Annotated in this window: 16 protein-coding genes; 9 read left to right on the top strand and 7 right to left on the bottom strand. The window is 73.5% G+C overall.

Features of this window, described 5'->3' with window-relative positions:
- Positions 1-67: 67 nt before the first annotated feature.
- The 3 genes from AB0M80_RS18820 to AB0M80_RS18810 all read right to left on the bottom strand — a co-directional run bounded on the left by AB0M80_RS18820 (position 68) and on the right by AB0M80_RS18810 (position 2,071).
- Positions 68-799, bottom strand: a complete 732-nt coding sequence (locus AB0M80_RS18820; RefSeq protein ID WP_364566030.1) for a metallophosphoesterase — start codon at positions 797-799, stop codon at positions 68-70.
- Positions 796-1,605, bottom strand: a complete 810-nt coding sequence (locus AB0M80_RS18815) for a nucleotidyltransferase family protein (RefSeq protein ID WP_364566027.1) — start codon at positions 1,603-1,605, stop codon at positions 796-798. Before AB0M80_RS18815 ends, AB0M80_RS18820 begins: the two co-directional genes overlap by 4 nt.
- An 85-nt stretch (positions 1,606-1,690) precedes the next feature.
- Complete coding sequence (locus AB0M80_RS18810) at positions 1,691-2,071, bottom strand: STAS domain-containing protein (protein WP_364566024.1); 381 nt, start codon at positions 2,069-2,071, stop codon at positions 1,691-1,693.
- 120 nt (positions 2,072-2,191) lie between these two features.
- On the opposite strand from AB0M80_RS18810, the gene AB0M80_RS18805 reads away from it, so the two are divergent.
- From AB0M80_RS18805 to AB0M80_RS18780, 6 genes are all read left to right on the top strand, one after another.
- Complete coding sequence (locus AB0M80_RS18805; protein ID WP_364566021.1) at positions 2,192-2,656, top strand: SRPBCC family protein; 465 nt, start codon at positions 2,192-2,194, stop codon at positions 2,654-2,656.
- A 34-nt stretch (positions 2,657-2,690) separates the two neighbouring features.
- On the top strand, positions 2,691-3,488 hold the full coding sequence (locus tag AB0M80_RS18800) for a MerR family transcriptional regulator (RefSeq protein ID WP_364566018.1): 798 nt from the start codon (positions 2,691-2,693) through the stop codon (positions 3,486-3,488).
- 127 nt (positions 3,489-3,615) lie between these two features.
- Positions 3,616-4,383 carry a hypothetical protein gene (locus tag AB0M80_RS18795; protein WP_364566016.1) on the top strand — a complete coding sequence of 256 codons (768 nt, stop codon included), beginning with the start codon at positions 3,616-3,618 and terminating at the stop codon, positions 4,381-4,383.
- On the top strand, positions 4,383-4,811 hold the full coding sequence (locus tag AB0M80_RS18790) for a phage holin family protein (protein ID WP_364566013.1): 429 nt from the start codon (positions 4,383-4,385) through the stop codon (positions 4,809-4,811). The genes AB0M80_RS18795 and AB0M80_RS18790 overlap by 1 nt, the downstream gene beginning before the upstream one ends.
- Positions 4,808-5,452, top strand: coding sequence for a DUF3618 domain-containing protein (locus tag AB0M80_RS18785; protein WP_364566010.1), 645 nt, complete (start codon positions 4,808-4,810; stop codon positions 5,450-5,452). The genes AB0M80_RS18790 and AB0M80_RS18785 overlap by 4 nt, the downstream gene beginning before the upstream one ends.
- A gap of 246 nt (positions 5,453-5,698) precedes the next feature.
- Positions 5,699-6,505, top strand: coding sequence for an MBL fold metallo-hydrolase (locus tag AB0M80_RS18780; protein ID WP_364566007.1), 807 nt, complete (start codon positions 5,699-5,701; stop codon positions 6,503-6,505).
- A 446-nt stretch (positions 6,506-6,951) separates the two neighbouring features.
- Here the strand turns inward: AB0M80_RS18780 and AB0M80_RS18775 are convergent, their stop codons facing one another.
- Both AB0M80_RS18775 and AB0M80_RS18770 read right to left on the bottom strand, forming a co-directional pair.
- Positions 6,952-8,724, bottom strand: coding sequence for a GMC family oxidoreductase N-terminal domain-containing protein (locus AB0M80_RS18775; protein WP_364566005.1), 1,773 nt, complete (start codon positions 8,722-8,724; stop codon positions 6,952-6,954).
- Positions 8,725-8,738: 14 nt separating this feature from the next.
- Positions 8,739-9,425: a hypothetical protein gene (locus AB0M80_RS18770; protein ID WP_364566003.1), complete on the bottom strand. Its 687-nt coding sequence runs from the start codon at positions 9,423-9,425 to the stop codon at positions 8,739-8,741.
- Positions 9,426-9,857: 432 nt separating this feature from the next.
- Between AB0M80_RS18770 and AB0M80_RS18765 the strand changes: the two genes are divergently transcribed.
- The 3 genes from AB0M80_RS18765 (at position 9,858) to AB0M80_RS18755 (ending at position 12,136) form a co-directional block, all read left to right on the top strand.
- Positions 9,858-10,517 (top strand): lytic polysaccharide monooxygenase auxiliary activity family 9 protein, encoded by a 660-nt coding sequence (locus tag AB0M80_RS18765; RefSeq protein WP_364566001.1) that lies wholly within the window; start codon positions 9,858-9,860, stop codon positions 10,515-10,517.
- A 106-nt stretch (positions 10,518-10,623) separates the two neighbouring features.
- The gene (locus AB0M80_RS18760) at positions 10,624-11,214 is read left to right on the top strand and encodes an HD domain-containing protein (protein ID WP_364565999.1); all 591 of its coding nucleotides are present in this window, start codon (positions 10,624-10,626) and stop codon (positions 11,212-11,214) included.
- Between the two features lie 16 nt (positions 11,215-11,230).
- A complete protein-coding gene (locus AB0M80_RS18755) occupies positions 11,231-12,136 on the top strand; it encodes an NADP-dependent oxidoreductase (RefSeq protein ID WP_364565996.1) in 906 nt (301 codons plus the stop codon).
- On the opposite strand, the gene AB0M80_RS18750 is transcribed toward AB0M80_RS18755, so the two are convergent.
- Together AB0M80_RS18750 and AB0M80_RS18745 are read right to left on the bottom strand one after the other, a co-directional pair.
- Positions 12,137-12,907: a sugar phosphate isomerase/epimerase family protein gene (locus AB0M80_RS18750; protein ID WP_364565993.1), complete on the bottom strand. Its 771-nt coding sequence runs from the start codon at positions 12,905-12,907 to the stop codon at positions 12,137-12,139.
- A 125-nt stretch (positions 12,908-13,032) separates the two neighbouring features.
- Positions 13,033-13,920, bottom strand: a complete 888-nt coding sequence (locus AB0M80_RS18745) for a hypothetical protein (RefSeq protein ID WP_364565991.1) — start codon at positions 13,918-13,920, stop codon at positions 13,033-13,035.
- Positions 13,921-13,950: the final 30 nt, after the last annotated feature.

Here is a 13,950-nt window from a genome sequence, read left to right as displayed (position 1 = left end):
GACCATCTCGCTGGTGCAGTGACCATTTTGCCGGTGCAGTAACCATTTCGCCGGCGCAGTGACCGCGTCAGCGGGGGGCGGACAGCTCGGCCGGGTGCAGCTCGTAGAGCGCGTACGCCTTCCGGATCACCGGCTGCGCCACGTTCCGCACCCGCACCCCGCCGGGGGTGACGCCCTGCTCGCACCCGAAGTGGGCGTGCCCGTGCAGCGCCAGGTCGGCCCCCACCTCGTCGATCGGCTCGCACAACAGGTACGAACCGAGGAACGGGTGGATCTCGGGTGGCTCGCCGTGCAGGGTGCCGGGGATCGGCGCGTAGTGCGTCAGCGCGACGACGACGTCGGTGTCGAGCGATTGCAACGCGGTGCGCAACGAATTCGCCGAGGCCATCGTGTGGTCGACGAAGTCCTTCATCTCCCGCTCACCGAACCGGCTGGCGCACTTGCCGGCGAACCCGCCGCCGAAGCCCTTGACCCCCGCGACCCCGAGCGAGCCGTCCGGCAGGTCGAACCGGACCGCGTCGCCTTCCAGCACCTCGACCCCGGTCTCCCGGAGCAGGTTCGCGATCACCTCGCCGTAGTCGCTGTGGTGGTCGTGGTTGCCGAGGACCGCGGCGATCGGCACGCCGAGCCCGGCGAGCTCGTCGGCCACCACGCGGGCCTCCTCGATGGTGCCGTGCCGGGTCAGGTCCCCGGCCAGCAGCAGGACGTCGGCGGTGCCCGCCAGGTGTTCCAGGGCCGGCCGGAGCAGGCCGCGGGAATCCTCGCCCAGGTGCACGTCCCCGACCGCGGCGATCCTCATCGGCCGATCTCCTCCGCGCTCGCCGGTTCGCGGACGTCGGCGACCCGGACGTCGGTGTGCACCAGCTCCCCGGTCAGGTACTCGCCGACGACGGCGTCCACCTCCGCCTTCCGGGCCGGGCAGGTGACTTCGCCGGTCAGGTGGACGTGCTCGCCCCGCACGGTCACGTGCACGCCGAGCTCGGCGGTGCGGGGGTCTTCGGCCAGCGCCCGGTGGAGCCGGGCGACGAGGTACTGCGGTGGTTCGGGCACGAGTGCCTCCTTCGGGTCGATCACGGCCAGGTCGCCGAGCAGGGCCAGGAACGCCCGGGCGTAGGGGGACGCCTGCACCTGCACGGCGACCTCCGTCCAGTCGACCTGCTCGCGCAGGTCGCGGGCGATCCGCAGCAGCGGCGCGAAGTCGCACCGGTGCGGGCTCAGCACGAGCAGCTTGTCCACCAGCAGGTCGGTGCCGCAGACGACCGGCGCGGCGGTGGACCCGACCCGCATCAGCGCGGCGCGGTCGAGCAGCTCGTCGGTCACCGGCCGGTGGTTGGGCCCGTGGATCAGGTCCACGAGGATGTCCCCGTCGTAGACCTTCGTCAGCCAGTCCTCCGGCGGGTGCACGCGGCGCAAACCGGCGGCGGTGAGCACCTCCGCCGCCTTTTCCGCGTCTCCCGGCTTGAGGAAGAGGTCGACGTCGTGATCCGACGGCGGCCCGCCGCGGGCGTACACGGCCAGGCCGCCGGCGACGGCGAACCGGATGCCCGTGCCGTCGAGTGCGGTCACGACGCGGGTCAGGCTCTGCAGCAGTGCCTCCGCTTCCATGGCAGGGGACTACCCGGCGGCGCGTGGTCCCTAACACCGTTCACGCAGGGCTGGTTCAAGCAGCGTCCATTCAGGCAGGGTCGGTTCAAGCAGGGTCGTCGGCCTGCTGCCGGATCCACGCGCAGGCGCCGTCGACCGTCGGGTGCAGCGCGAGCGTGGCGTCCATGCGGGTGATCTGCAACGAGCGCAGCACCTGGCGCCGGTCGGCGACGACCGCGAACGGCAGGTCCGCGACCGCCGTCGCCGTGACCAGCTCGGCGAGAACCTGCAGCCCCGCCGAGCCGCAGAAGGTGATCGCGCCCAGGTCCACGATGAGCGCCCCCGGCCGCCCGGCCAGCGCGGCCCGGGCCCGCGCGCGCAGCACCGGCGCGGTGCCGAGGTCCAGGTCGCCGGCCGCCGCGACGACGACGGCTTCGGGCACGGTGCGAACGCGCACCGTCAACTCGGGCGTCCGGTGGTCGGTCACGGGGGCTCCTTTCCGTCGTGCTGCCTGACCCTAGAGGGGTTGCATCGTTTTGTCATCGATTTGCCGGGGTAACCGGGGACCGGACGATCCCGACCCCGAGCAAGAGAGGACACGGCCGCGATGAGCACCGTCACCGAAACCGTCGACGTCGAGACCGACGTCACCACCGCCTACAACCAGTGGACGCAGTTCGAGTCCTTCCCGCAGTTCATGGAGGGCGTCGACGAAATCCGGCAGCTCGACGCCACCCACACCCACTGGAAGATCAGCGTCGGCGGGCAGACCCGGGAGTTCGACGCGACGATCACCGAGCAGCACCCGGACGAGCGCGTCGCCTGGAAGTCCGATTCCGGCCCGACGCACGCGGGCGTCGTGACGTTCCACCGCCTCGACGACCGGCACACCCGGGTCACCGTCCAGCTCGACATCGACCCGGACGGGTTCGTCGAAAACGTCGCGGACAAGCTCGGCATCCTCGACCACCGCGTCCAGGGCGACCTCGGCCGGTTCAAGACCTTCATCGAGGAGCGCGGTGGCCGCGAGACCGGCGCCTGGCGCGGCGACGTCGCCCGCCCCGGGAACTGAGCGGACCCGGGCCACCCGGGTCCGTCATGGGCAGGTGAACCAGCCCGCGCCCGCCCCCGCCGTCACCTGGACGGCGGGGGCGGTGGCGCGGATGCTCGGCCTGCCCGCGTCCACGCTGCGCGCGTGGCACCGCCGGTACGACCTCCCGCTGTCCGCTCCGCAGCCGGGCAGCCACCGCCGCTACGGGCGCGCGGACATCGACGCGCTGCTCCGCATGCGGCACCTGATCGAGCAGGGGCTCAGCACGGAAGCCGCGGCCGCGCGGGCGTTCCGCACCGGCGGCCGGACCGACGTGGGCACGCTGCTGACCGCCATCCGGCAGCTGAAGATCGACACCGCCACCGCGCTCCTCGAGGCGCACCTGGCCGACCGCGGCGTGCCGGCCACCTGGGACGAGCTCTGCCGCCCGGCGCTCGACGCCCTCTGCGGCCCGGACGCCGACCGCTGCATCGACCTGGTGCACGGACTGTCCTGGGCCGTCGCCGCGGCCCTGCACCGCATCCCCAGCCCCACCGGTGCTGCGCCCCCGGTCCTGCTGGCCTGTGTGGACGGTGAGCGGCACACCCTGCCGCTGGAAGCACTGCGCGCCGCACTGGCCGAACACGGCCGCGCGGCGCTGTTCCTGGGCGCTTCGGTGCCCGAAACCGCGCTCGGGCACGCCGTCGACCGGGTCCGGCCCGCCGCGGTCGTGCTGTGGAGCTCCCGCCCGGCGGTGCCGCCGAGCGGGCTCCGGACGCCCCGGCTCGTCCTGGCCGGTCCCGGCTGGCCGCCGGCGGCCGGGCGCCCGGGCACCCTCGGCGACGCGGTGTCGCTGCTCACCGCCGCGGACTGAGTCGCACCGGCCGCGCCGCCGCCCGGTTTATCCCCGGACCACCCGGGTAGCCAGCCGCCCTACCAGGCCGGTGGTCGCCACCGGCACCCAACAAGGCGCGGAAGTGCCTCTCCCGCAGGAGGTCGAGATGACGCAGGGACCCGGCGGTCAGTCACCGCCGCAGCAGCAGGGCAGCGGATCGCCGTCGAAGCCGGAAGCCGCCAAGGACGAAGCCCGCGAGGTGGCTTCCACGGCCGCCGATCGGGGCGGCGAAGTCGCCCAAACGGCGGCGGACCAAGCGAAGCACGTGGCCGCGCACGCTCAGCAGGAAGCGCGCGATCTGGTCCGCGAGGGCCGGGAGCAGCTGCAGGCCCAGGCCCGGGACGGCCAGCGGAAGGCGGCCGAGAGCCTCCACCAGCTGGCCGGTCAGCTCGAGCGGATGGCGGAGCAGACCGACTCCCCCGGCATCGCCGGCGACGTCGCCCGCCAGGTGTCCGACCGGACGCGGTCGGTCGCCGACTGGCTCGAGCACCGCGAACCGGGTGATCTCCTGGACGAGGTGCGGCGCTTCGCCCGCCGCCGTCCCGGCACGTTCCTGGTCGGCGCGGCCGTCGCCGGCGCCCTCGCCGGGCGGCTCACCCGGGGCGTCGTCGCGCAGCAGAAGGAGGAAAGCTCCCCGAACGGCCGCGCGGGCGCCCCACAGCCGCACGCCGGCCCCGCCGCTACCCCGCCGGTGCCGCAACCGGGTGACACCGGGTACGCGGCACCCGCCGGGTACACCGCTCCTCAGCCGTCGGAAGGCCTCCCGCAGCCGAGCCGGCCCGCCGCCGGCCCCGGTGGCTACACGGCACCCCAGCCGCCGGACGCCCTGCCGCAGCCGAGCCCCCGCTTCTCCGCGCCGGGGCAGGTGCCGTGATGACCCAGGCACCCGGGCCCGCGCCGCGCGCCGGCGAACCCGTCGACGTCGCCGAAGCCTCGGTCGGCGAACTGATGTCCAACGTCATGAAGGACGTCTCCACCCTGGTGCGGCAGGAGGTGGAGCTGGCGAAGGCCGAACTGAAGACCGAGGCGGGCAAGGCCGCGAAGGGCGCGGGCATGCTCGGCGGCGCCGGGTTCGCCGGCTACATGGTCGTGCTGTTCCTCTCCATCGCCCTGTGGCAGGGCTTGGCGAACGTGATGGACGCGGGCTGGGCGGCGCTGATCGTCGCGGCGGTGTGGGTGATCGCCGGCGCCGTGCTCTACGCGACCGGGCGGCGTGAAGTCCGCCGGATCAACCCGAAACCCGAACGCACCGTCGAGACCCTGCAACAGGTCCCGGACGCACTGAAAGGCGAACGACCATGACCGAACCCGAGCGGCTCCGCCGCGAAATCGAAGGCACCCAACGGAACCTCAGCACGGACGTGAACGCCCTCACCGAAAAGGTGACCCCGGGCCGGATCGTCGAACGCCGCATCGGCCGGATGCGCCGGGCGGTGGGCAGCGCCCGGGATCGCGTCATGGGTACCGCGGCCGACCACGCGTCGACGGCGGGCGACAAGGCCGGTTCCGTCGCCTCGACCGCCGGGGACAAGGTGAGTTCCGTCGCCTCGACCGCCGGCGACAAGGTGAGTTCCGCCGCCGACGCCGTCGGCGAGGCCCCGGCATCGATCCGCCGCGGCACGCAGGGCAACCCGCTGGCCGCCGGCCTGATCGCCTTCGGCGCCGGCTGGCTCGTGTCGTCCCTGCTGCCCGCGAGCGAGCCGGAGCGCAAGCTCGCCGGTCAGGCGACCGACCTCGCCCGTGAGCACGTGGCCCCGGTCGCCCAGCACGCGGCCGAGGAGCTCAAGGAGAACCTGCGCGAGCCCGCCCAGCAGGCCGCCGAGTCGGTGAAGTCCGAAGCCACCGACGCGGCGTCCACGGTCAAGGACGAAGCCCGGTCGGCGACCGGCGACGTCACCGACCGCGCCCAGCAGGCCCGGGAAAACGTGCAGTCCCAGAGCTGACGCGCCGTTCCGGGGCGCGGCCGCCCGGCCGCGCCCCGGGCTGTGTTTCCGGGCTGTGTTGTCCGGGCTTCGCCCGAGCCGGGGGCTCCGCCGCCCGGACCCCCGGGAGTTCGTGACGTCCGCTTCGCCCCTGCGGGGCTTCGCTACCCCGGGCCCCTGCCTGGATGCTTGTGACATCCGAGGCTTCGCCTCGAGCCGGGGCTTCGCTACCCCGGGCCCTGCCTGAATGCTTGCGAAGGACTTCCGATGCCTCCGTTCGATCCGCCCGGCGGCGACTCGCTGATGTTCGTCGGGACCGCGACCACGGTGCTGCGGCTGGGCCCGTTCACGCTGCTCACCGACCCGAACTTCCTGCACCGCGGCCAGTGGTCCTACTTCGGCCAGGGGCTGTTCTCCCGGCGGCGCACCGAACCCGCGCTGCAGCCGGCGGACCTGCCGCCGCTGACCGCGATCGTCCTTTCCCACCTGCACGGCGACCACTTCGACCGGATCGCCTCGCGCGAACTCCCCCGCGACACCCCGATCCTCACCACCGAGCACGCGGCCACCCGCCTGCTGCGGCGGGGGTTCCACGCTCCCCTCCCGCTGCCGACGTGGACAGCGGAAACCTTCTCGGACGGCGATGCGCGGCTGACGGTGACCTCCGTGCCCGCGCGGCACGCCCCCGGCCCGATGGGGCGGTTGCTCCCGCCGGTCATGGGCAGCGTGCTGGAGTACCGCGCGACACCGGAGACCGATCCGCTGCGGATCTACCTCAGCGGGGACACCGTCCTGCACGACGAACTCCGCACCATCCGGGACCACTTCCCCGGCCTGGACCTCGCGGTCGTGCACCTGGGCGGCACGCGGGCGTTCGGCGTCCTGGTCTCGCTCGACCACCGCGGCGGGGTCGACCTGCTGAACCTGCTGGAGCCCCGGCGGGCGGTCCCGGTGCACTTCGACGACTACGGCCTGTTCCACTCCCCGGTGTCGAACTTCCTGGAGGAGGTCCGGTTGCGCCGCCCGCCGACGCGGGTGCAGCTGCTGCAGCGGGGCGAATTCCTGTCGTTGTGACTCAAAGCCTCGGGCATCGGGGTTTCGCCCCCGCCGGTCCCGGTACCGGTGGACGGCACCGGGACCGGCGGAGGAACCAGCGTGCCGAAACCGCGGGTCCGTTCTTGCGCGAACTCGACGAGCACCCGGGGCGCCGGCGTCGCTGCCGCGGGAATGCGCCTGGAGGCGCGGTGGCCGGGACCGGGAGGTCCTCCCGGCCGCTGTCGGGGCAGGCAGCGCACGCCGTCGCCGTGGGAGATCCGAGTGCCGTCACGGCATCACTCCGCCCGACCCACGCGGGGTCGGCCGGCACCAGCTCGGTGAACCCGTCGGCCGCGGCCGAACGGGCGATCTTGTCCGGCATCGTCGTTCACTCCCCGGATCGTCTCGCGATGTCACCAGGTCATGTCCTGCGCTTCACTATTTCTACAGCACGCACCGCGAATCGCTTCAAGTCCTCAAAGGACTCAGAGGCCGCGTAGCAGAACGGCTTGCGTGACACGGTCGTCGACGGACGACGTCGGTGCTTCCGTCCCCACCCAGGGATCGCCGCCGAAGTAGGTGCGGAAGATGTTCTCCGCCGTGCGGGTCGCCACCGCCTGGGTCGTCAACGTCGGGTTGGCGCCGCCCGCCGCGTTGGGCAGGGCCGAGTTGTCGGCGATGTACAACCGGTCCACCCAGCGGGCCTCGGCCGTGCCGTCCAGCACCGAGTCGGCCGCTTCGAAGCCCATCCGCATGCTGGACTGCACGTGGAGCAGCAGGGGCGCCCAGTCCAGCCGGTGCACCCGCCGGGCCCCCGCGAGCCGCATCAGCTCGGCCGATCGCGCGGCGAGGTACTCGCGGTTGCGGCGGGTCCGCGCCGTGCGGGCGCGGTGGCGGACCTCCACGCGCGGCACGGGCCCGTGCGGGTCCGGCGGGATGACCGCCGACCGGGTCACCCGGTTTTCGGGCTGGACGTCGTCGTCGGTGACCACCAGCGCCGTGAGCAGCTTGTTGACGTCGCCGAGCGCCTCCTTGAGGTCGTTGCCGATCAGCCGCCCGAGCGTGTCGGCGCCCTGGGGTCCGACACCCGCGCCGTTGTCGTAGTGGCCGGCCATCCCGGCGTCGCTGTAGGCGAACGCGAAAGCCTGCAACGCCGGCGGCAGGCAGACGTTCTCCACGCCGCCGTAGCCGGGGAAGTCCATCCGGCAGTTGGATCCGGCGCCCTTGGATTCGCCCGTGTACTCGTCGAAGACGCCCACCACCCAGTCGAGGTGGTGCTCGGTCAGCCCGCGCCCCACCCAGTCGTTCGGGTTGGGCAGGCCGCTGTTGAGCCACAGGCGCGGGTTTTCGACGCAGCCACCGGCGAGCACGACGACGCGGGCCTCGACGGTGTGCAGCGCGCCGTCCGGCGTGCGGTAGACGACCCCGCGCGCCACCGTCCGCGAACCGGACTGCTCGCTCAGCACCCGCACGACGTAGGCGTCGGTGATCAGCTCCGCGGCCCGCCCGCCCGGCGACCACGCGTCGGCGGTGAGCATCATCGGCACGTAGGAGTTGTCGGTCGACCGCTTGGCCTTGAGGTTGCGCGGCGCGCGGCGGGGTTCGAGGCAGCCCTGGAAGCAGTGCCCGCAGAAGGTGCAGCCCTGCGCTTCCGGGTAGCGCAGCCGCGCTGGGTCGTCGGTGCGGCCGGCCGTGCCGTGCGGCTGCAGGATCGCGTTCTCCTGCGCCCGGTAGGACGGACCGCGCAGATCCTTCCACGTCTGGTGGACCAGCCCCATGCGCTCGGCGCCGCGGAAGAAGACGGCTTCCTTGGTGCCCATGGGTGCGGTGCGCACCGGCAGCGTCTCCTCGCACCACTCGTAGTACGGCCGGAGTTCGGCGTAGGTGAAGGGAAAGACGTGCGCGGTGTCGTACTCGGCCCGGTCGGCGCCTTCGTAGCCGGCGAACACCCCGGGGGCCGGGCGCGGGTTGTTGCCGAAGTAGTGCAGCGTCGTGCCGCCGACGCCGGCGATCTGCCAGACGAACGAGTTCTGCGGGAAGTCCCGCAGCCACGGCGCTTCCTCCCGCCGCGACGGCCCGACCCGGAACCGCCCGGTGATCGGGTCGTTGGTGTCGTCCTCGAGCCGCGTCCACTCCTGTTCGGGGCGCAGGTGCCGGGCCCCGGCTTCGAGCACGAGCACGTCGAGCCCGCGGGCGGCCAGTTCCTTGGCCACGACGGGCCCGCCGCCGCCGGCCCCGACGACCACGATGTCGCGCATGGACAGCCTCCTCCCTAGTCCGTCACCCGGTCGATTCCGCGGTAATAACCCCGGAATTCATTCCACCCCTCGCCGATCCCCTGGTACGCGCTGAGTTCCCAGCCCAGCGGAATGGCGGTCAGCCGGTTCGTGGCGCGGTCGAAGACCGGCGCTTCGGAATAGGAGACGAATGCGGCGAGCGTCGGGAGCGTGTCGAGGATGAACCGCACCGGCGTGCCGTCGGCCAGTCCCGGTTCCTCGAGCCGCCGGAACACCTCCACCTTGCCCGGGAACGAGAGGTTGGCGAACGACGCCGCGAACTCGCCGAACGCGGCCGCCGGGTCCACCTCGATCGCGACGAGGTTGAGGATGGCCGCGACCGCGGCGGCGCCGGGCAGGTTCAGGTCGAAGGGCCGTCCGACGATCGGGTACGGAATCGCCTGGTCGTAGACGTACCGCAGGGCGGGGCCGGCCCCGGCCGCCACGCCGCCGTCCGTGCTCGACGTCCGCCCCTGCCGGACCGAGAACCGGTCCCGGCCCGGCACGAGGAAGGCCACGAGCCCGTTCAGCGCGTCGTCGACCGGCGGGAGCGGGAGGACCGCGGCCCGGGCGGGGAAGGGACGGCCCAAAGCCAGGAGAACGGGGATCGCCGCGGCGCCGCCGAGCACCGCCCGCCGCCTGATCGGCCACGGTTCCCGGGGTTCCGGCACAGGAGGAGCCATGATCACCACCACGTTCGCGTCCGTTGGGGAATGCGTCGGAAACGTTCGTGCCTGACGACTTTAGGCGCGTGCCGGCGCTTCACCAGCCGATGCCGGGGGATCACCCGATCGGCCGTGGCCGCGTTGTCGCGGAGGACGGGATTCGAGCCCCTTCCCCCGTCCTCCGGTGACAATTTTCCGGATGCACCCGTGCGGAGCAGCCGTGGGGGCACGCGCTCACCGGGCGCCTCCCGGCGCGGGACCGATCGGGCGGCCCGGGCCGCGGGACGGTCGGCTGTTCAGGAATCGTTCAGTCCGGCACCGTGCTGAAAACGCTTTCCTCGGGGAACTTTCCGGAGATCGGCTTCTGGCCAGTGGCGGGCACGGCCGCGTATCGTCGTCCGGCGCAAGCTTGGGAGCGCTCCCAATCCGGCCCCGACGAAGGAGGACAGCGTGGTTCCCCGACGCAAAACCTTGCTCTCCCTGGTGGTGACGGCCGTGACCGCCGTGCTGCTGGGCGGCGTGCTCACCGGCGTCGCCGACGCGCACGGTTCCGCCACCGACCCGCCGTCGCGCAACTACGGCTGCTGGAACCGCTGGGGCAGCGACTTCCAGAACCCGGCGATGGCGACGAAGGACCCGATGTGCTGGCAGGCCTGGCAGGCCGACCCGAACGCGATGTGGAACTGGAACGGGCTCTACCGCGAAGGGGTCAAGGGCAACCACCAGGGCGCGATCCCCGACGGCACGCTGTGCAGCGGCGGCCGCACGCAGGCGCCCCGGTACAACGCCCTCGACACCGTCGGCGCGTGGCAGATGGCGAACAAGGACAACCGGTTCACGCTCACCATCACCGACCAGGCGCGCCACGGCGCCGACTACCTGCTGGTGTACATCACCAAGCAGGGCTTCAACCCCGCGACCCAGCCGCTGGGCTGGGGCAACCTGGAACTGGTCGCCCAGACGGGCAAGATCGCCCCGGCCGGGCAGTACCAGGTCGCGGTGAACGCGGGCACCCGGACGGGGCGGCACATCGTCTACACCATCTGGCAGGCGAGCCACCTCGACCAGTCGTACTACTTCTGCAGTGACGTGAACTTCTCCGGACGCTGACCGTTCCACGCGGGAAGCCGGGCCGCGGCGTCGACCGTCGCGGCCCGGCTTCCGGGGTAAGTTACGTTACACCCTCTGATTGTAATGGAAGGCGTACGCTGGGGGCATGGAGCTCACCTTCCCGTCCGGCCCGGCGTGCGTGAACGCCACCGACGTCGCGACGACCTACTCGTCGCCGTCCCTGCTCAACCATTCGATGCGGGTGTACGCCTGGGCGGTCGCGCTCGGTGCCACCCACCACGTCGGCTTCGATTCCGAGCTGCTGTACGTCGCGGCCATGCTCCACGACGTCGGGCTGGTGGCGGAGTTCGACAGCCACACCAAGCCGTTCGAGGTGGCCGGCGGCCACGTCGCGTGGGTGTTCGCCGCCGGCGCCGGCTGGCCGCCCGAGCGGCGCGCGCGCCTGACGCAGGTGATCGTCCGGCACATGCAGGCGGAGGTCGACCCGGCCGAGGACCCGGAGGGCTTCCTGCTGTCCCGGGCCGCCGCGGCCGACATCGCCGGGCGTGACGTGGCGGAGCTGCCCGCGGGCTTCCGCGCGGAGGTGCTCGGGCGCTACCCGCGGCTGGACCTGGTGGCCGAGTTCCTCGGCTGCTTCCGCGACCAGGCGGCCCGCAAGCCCGAGAGCCTGGCGGGCGCCGCGATGCGCAACGACCTCGCCACCCGCATGGCCCGCAACCCGCTCGAGCTGGCCTGAAACTCGGGAGAACACCGTGCAAGCCATCACCGTCCGAGACCGCGACGCCGGACTCGCCCTGACCGAAGTGCCGTACCCCCACGCGGCCGAGAACGACGTCGTCGTGCGGGTGCACGCGGCCGGGTTCACCCCCGGCGAGCCGGCCTGGCCGGCCACCTGGGCCGACCGCGCCGGCCGGGACCGGACGCCGAGCGTCCCGGGCCACGAGCTCTCCGGCGTCGTCGCGGAACTCGGCTACGGAACCACCGGCCTGACCGTCGGCCAGCGGGTCTTCGGCCTGACCGACTGGGCCCGCGACGGCTCCCTGGCCGAATACACGGCGGTGGAAGCGCGCAACCTCGCGCCGCTGCCGGCCGACATCGACCACGTCACCGCGGCCGCCCTGCCGATCTCCGGGCTGACGGCGTGGCAGGCGCTGTTCGACCACGGACGGCTCGCCGCGGGCCAGACGGTCCTGATCCACGGGGCCGCCGGCAGCGTCGGCTCGCTCGCCGTGCAGCTCGCACGCGACGCGGGCGCCCACGTGATCGGCACCGGCCGGGCCGCCGACCGCGACACCGTGCTCGGCCTGGGCGCGGCCGAATTCCTCGACCCGCTCGCGGAGCACTTGGCCGATCTCGGCCCGGTGGACGTGGTGCTCGACGTCCTCGGCGGCGAGGTCCTCGACCGCTCCGCCGCACTGGTGCGCGACGGCGGCACGCTCGTCACGATCGCGGAACCGCCCCGCGTCCGGCCCGCGGGAGGCCGCGCGGTCTTCTTCGTCGTCGAGCCGGACCGGGCCCGGCTCGCGGACCTGGCCCGCCGGGTCCGCGACGGCCGCCTCCGCCCGCGGGTCGGCGCCGTGCGCCCGCTCGCCGAGGCCCCGGCCGCGTTCAGCCCGGCCGGGCGCACGCCGGGCAAAACCATCATCCGGGTCGCGTGACTACGCCGACGCGTACCGGCCGAACCAGGCCGCCGCCGCGCGCAGCGGGACGTCCACCGGCGCGATGGCGGGGTACCACGCCTTCTCCCACTCCAGCGACACCCAGCCCGACCACGAACGCAGCAGCTCCCCGCAGTCGCCGAGCGGGACCGCTCCCGCCCCCGGCGGCACCGGGGTCGCGTCCTGCCTGCTCACGGCGTCCTTGACCTGGAAGTAGCCGAGGTACGGGCCGAGCACCTCCTTGGTGACACCCGGCTCCTCGCCGGCGCGCCACGGGTGGACCGCGTCCCACAGCACGGCGGCCAGGTCCGGTGCCCCGAACCCGGCGACCAGGCCGAGGGCCGCGGCCCCGGTGGGGTGCGAGTCGTGCGTCTCGACCAGCAGCCGCACGCCGGCGTCGCGCAGGTCGCCGAGGACGGCGCCGATGCGGCGCTGCGCGTCCCCGTCGCCACCGGGGAAAACCCGCACCGAGGGCGCGCCCATCCGGTGGGCCAAGCCGATCAGGGCTTTCAGTTCGTCGATGACCGGCTCGTCGGCGCCGGGCGCGGCGACCTTCGCGTACCCGGCCAGGCAGGAAACCGCCAGTCCCTCGCCGTCCAGGACGGACCGCACGCCGTCGACGGCGCGGCCGGACAGTCCCAAGTGGACTTCCTCGGCCGGGTGCACGCGCAGTTCGAGGCCGGCGCAGCCGTGCGCGAGCGCGGTGCGCGCGGCTTCCCGCACCGGGACCCCCGGCATGCCCAGCGTGCTCACGGCGAACCGCCACGCCATCGGCGACCTCCTGCTCGTTCCGGCGACGGGCCGAGTGTAAGCGCTTTCAATGGCCCGGGGCGACGCGTGCGGACACGCCGGTGCCCGCACCCGTGATCACTTCGGGTGCGGGCACCGAGCCCGGGCTACGCCTTGTGCTGACCGCGGCCCGCGGGCGCGCGGCCGTTCGCGGCGTCGGCGGCCTTGCCCGCCTGCTGCGCGGGCTTGTCCGCCGGCTGGGGCGGCTTGACGGCCGTCGGCTCGGGCTTGGCGGCCGCCGGCGGGGTGGCCGGCGTCGGCTTGGTGGCCGCAGACTCGGGCTTGGCTGCCGTCGGCTGCGTGGCCGGAGTCGGCTTGGCGGCCGCAGACTCGGGCTTGGCTGCCGTCGGCTGCGTGGCCGGCGTCGGCTTGGCGGCTGCCGGCTTTTCGGCGGGCAGCGCGGCGGTGTTCCCGGTCGACTGCGTCGCCGGCTTGTCCTCCGGCTGCGCGGAAGCGTTCTTTTCCGCCTCGGCCAGCGGGTTCGGCCGCCGGACCTGCACGACCGCCACGATCGCGGCGGCCACCGCACCGAACGCCACCAGCCACGGCCAGCGAGCGCGCTTGGTGCGTTCACCGCGGGCCACGCTCTTGGCCTCCTGGAGCGCCACCGCCAGGTCCCGCTTCGCCGTGGCCACGGCCTTCCGCCGCCGGCGCCCGGACTCCCCCGCCGAGCCGACCACGGTCGCCACGGCCAGCGCGGCCTTGCGGCCCGGATCGCGCAACTTCACCGCCCGGGCCAGCACCTCGTCGCGGGCGGCGCCGGAGTTCGCCAGCACATCCCGGCGCGAGGACCGCGTGTTCTTGTCGAGGTCCTTGGTCGCCGCGCGGCCGACCTTCGCGAGTTCGTCCTTGCCTTCGGCCAGCTTCCGGTCGGTGATTTCGACCGCCCGCGCGGCAGCGGCCGCCCCCACCCGCGCGGCCTCCGCGGCGAGATCCCGAACGCCGGCCGCCGCCGTCTTCACCGATCGCCCGACCGGGGCGTCGCCCTGGCTCATGTGATCACCTCTCACTCGTCGCAGCAGGCA

Origin of the sequence: Amycolatopsis sp. NPDC051045 (assembly GCF_040682955.1) — a bacterium.
Lineage (GTDB): Bacteria > Actinomycetota > Actinomycetes > Mycobacteriales > Pseudonocardiaceae > Amycolatopsis.
The sequence above is the reverse complement of the archived record's forward strand: the minus strand, read 5'-3'. Positions and strand labels throughout refer to the sequence as shown.

Coding starts and splice junctions, on each gene's coding strand:
- AB0M80_RS18820 (WP_364566030.1), bottom strand. CDS start 799: ATGAGGATCGCCGCGGTCGGGGACGTGCACCTGGGCGAGGATTCCCGC.
- AB0M80_RS18805 (WP_364566021.1), top strand. CDS start 2,192: ATGAGCACCGTCACCGAAACCGTCGACGTCGAGACCGACGTCACCACC.
- AB0M80_RS18785 (WP_364566010.1), top strand. CDS start 4,808: ATGACCGAACCCGAGCGGCTCCGCCGCGAAATCGAAGGCACCCAACGG.
- AB0M80_RS18780 (WP_364566007.1), top strand. CDS start 5,699: ATGCCTCCGTTCGATCCGCCCGGCGGCGACTCGCTGATGTTCGTCGGG.
- AB0M80_RS18750 (WP_364565993.1), bottom strand. CDS start 12,907: ATGGCGTGGCGGTTCGCCGTGAGCACGCTGGGCATGCCGGGGGTCCCG.
- AB0M80_RS18795 (WP_364566016.1), top strand. CDS start 3,616: ATGACGCAGGGACCCGGCGGTCAGTCACCGCCGCAGCAGCAGGGCAGC.
- AB0M80_RS18790 (WP_364566013.1), top strand. CDS start 4,383: ATGACCCAGGCACCCGGGCCCGCGCCGCGCGCCGGCGAACCCGTCGAC.
- AB0M80_RS18775 (WP_364566005.1), bottom strand. CDS start 8,724: ATGCGCGACATCGTGGTCGTCGGGGCCGGCGGCGGCGGGCCCGTCGTG.
- AB0M80_RS18760 (WP_364565999.1), top strand. CDS start 10,624: ATGGAGCTCACCTTCCCGTCCGGCCCGGCGTGCGTGAACGCCACCGAC.
- AB0M80_RS18745 (WP_364565991.1), bottom strand. CDS start 13,920: ATGAGCCAGGGCGACGCCCCGGTCGGGCGATCGGTGAAGACGGCGGCG.
- AB0M80_RS18815 (WP_364566027.1), bottom strand. CDS start 1,605: ATGGAAGCGGAGGCACTGCTGCAGAGCCTGACCCGCGTCGTGACCGCA.
- AB0M80_RS18770 (WP_364566003.1), bottom strand. CDS start 9,425: ATGGCTCCTCCTGTGCCGGAACCCCGGGAACCGTGGCCGATCAGGCGG.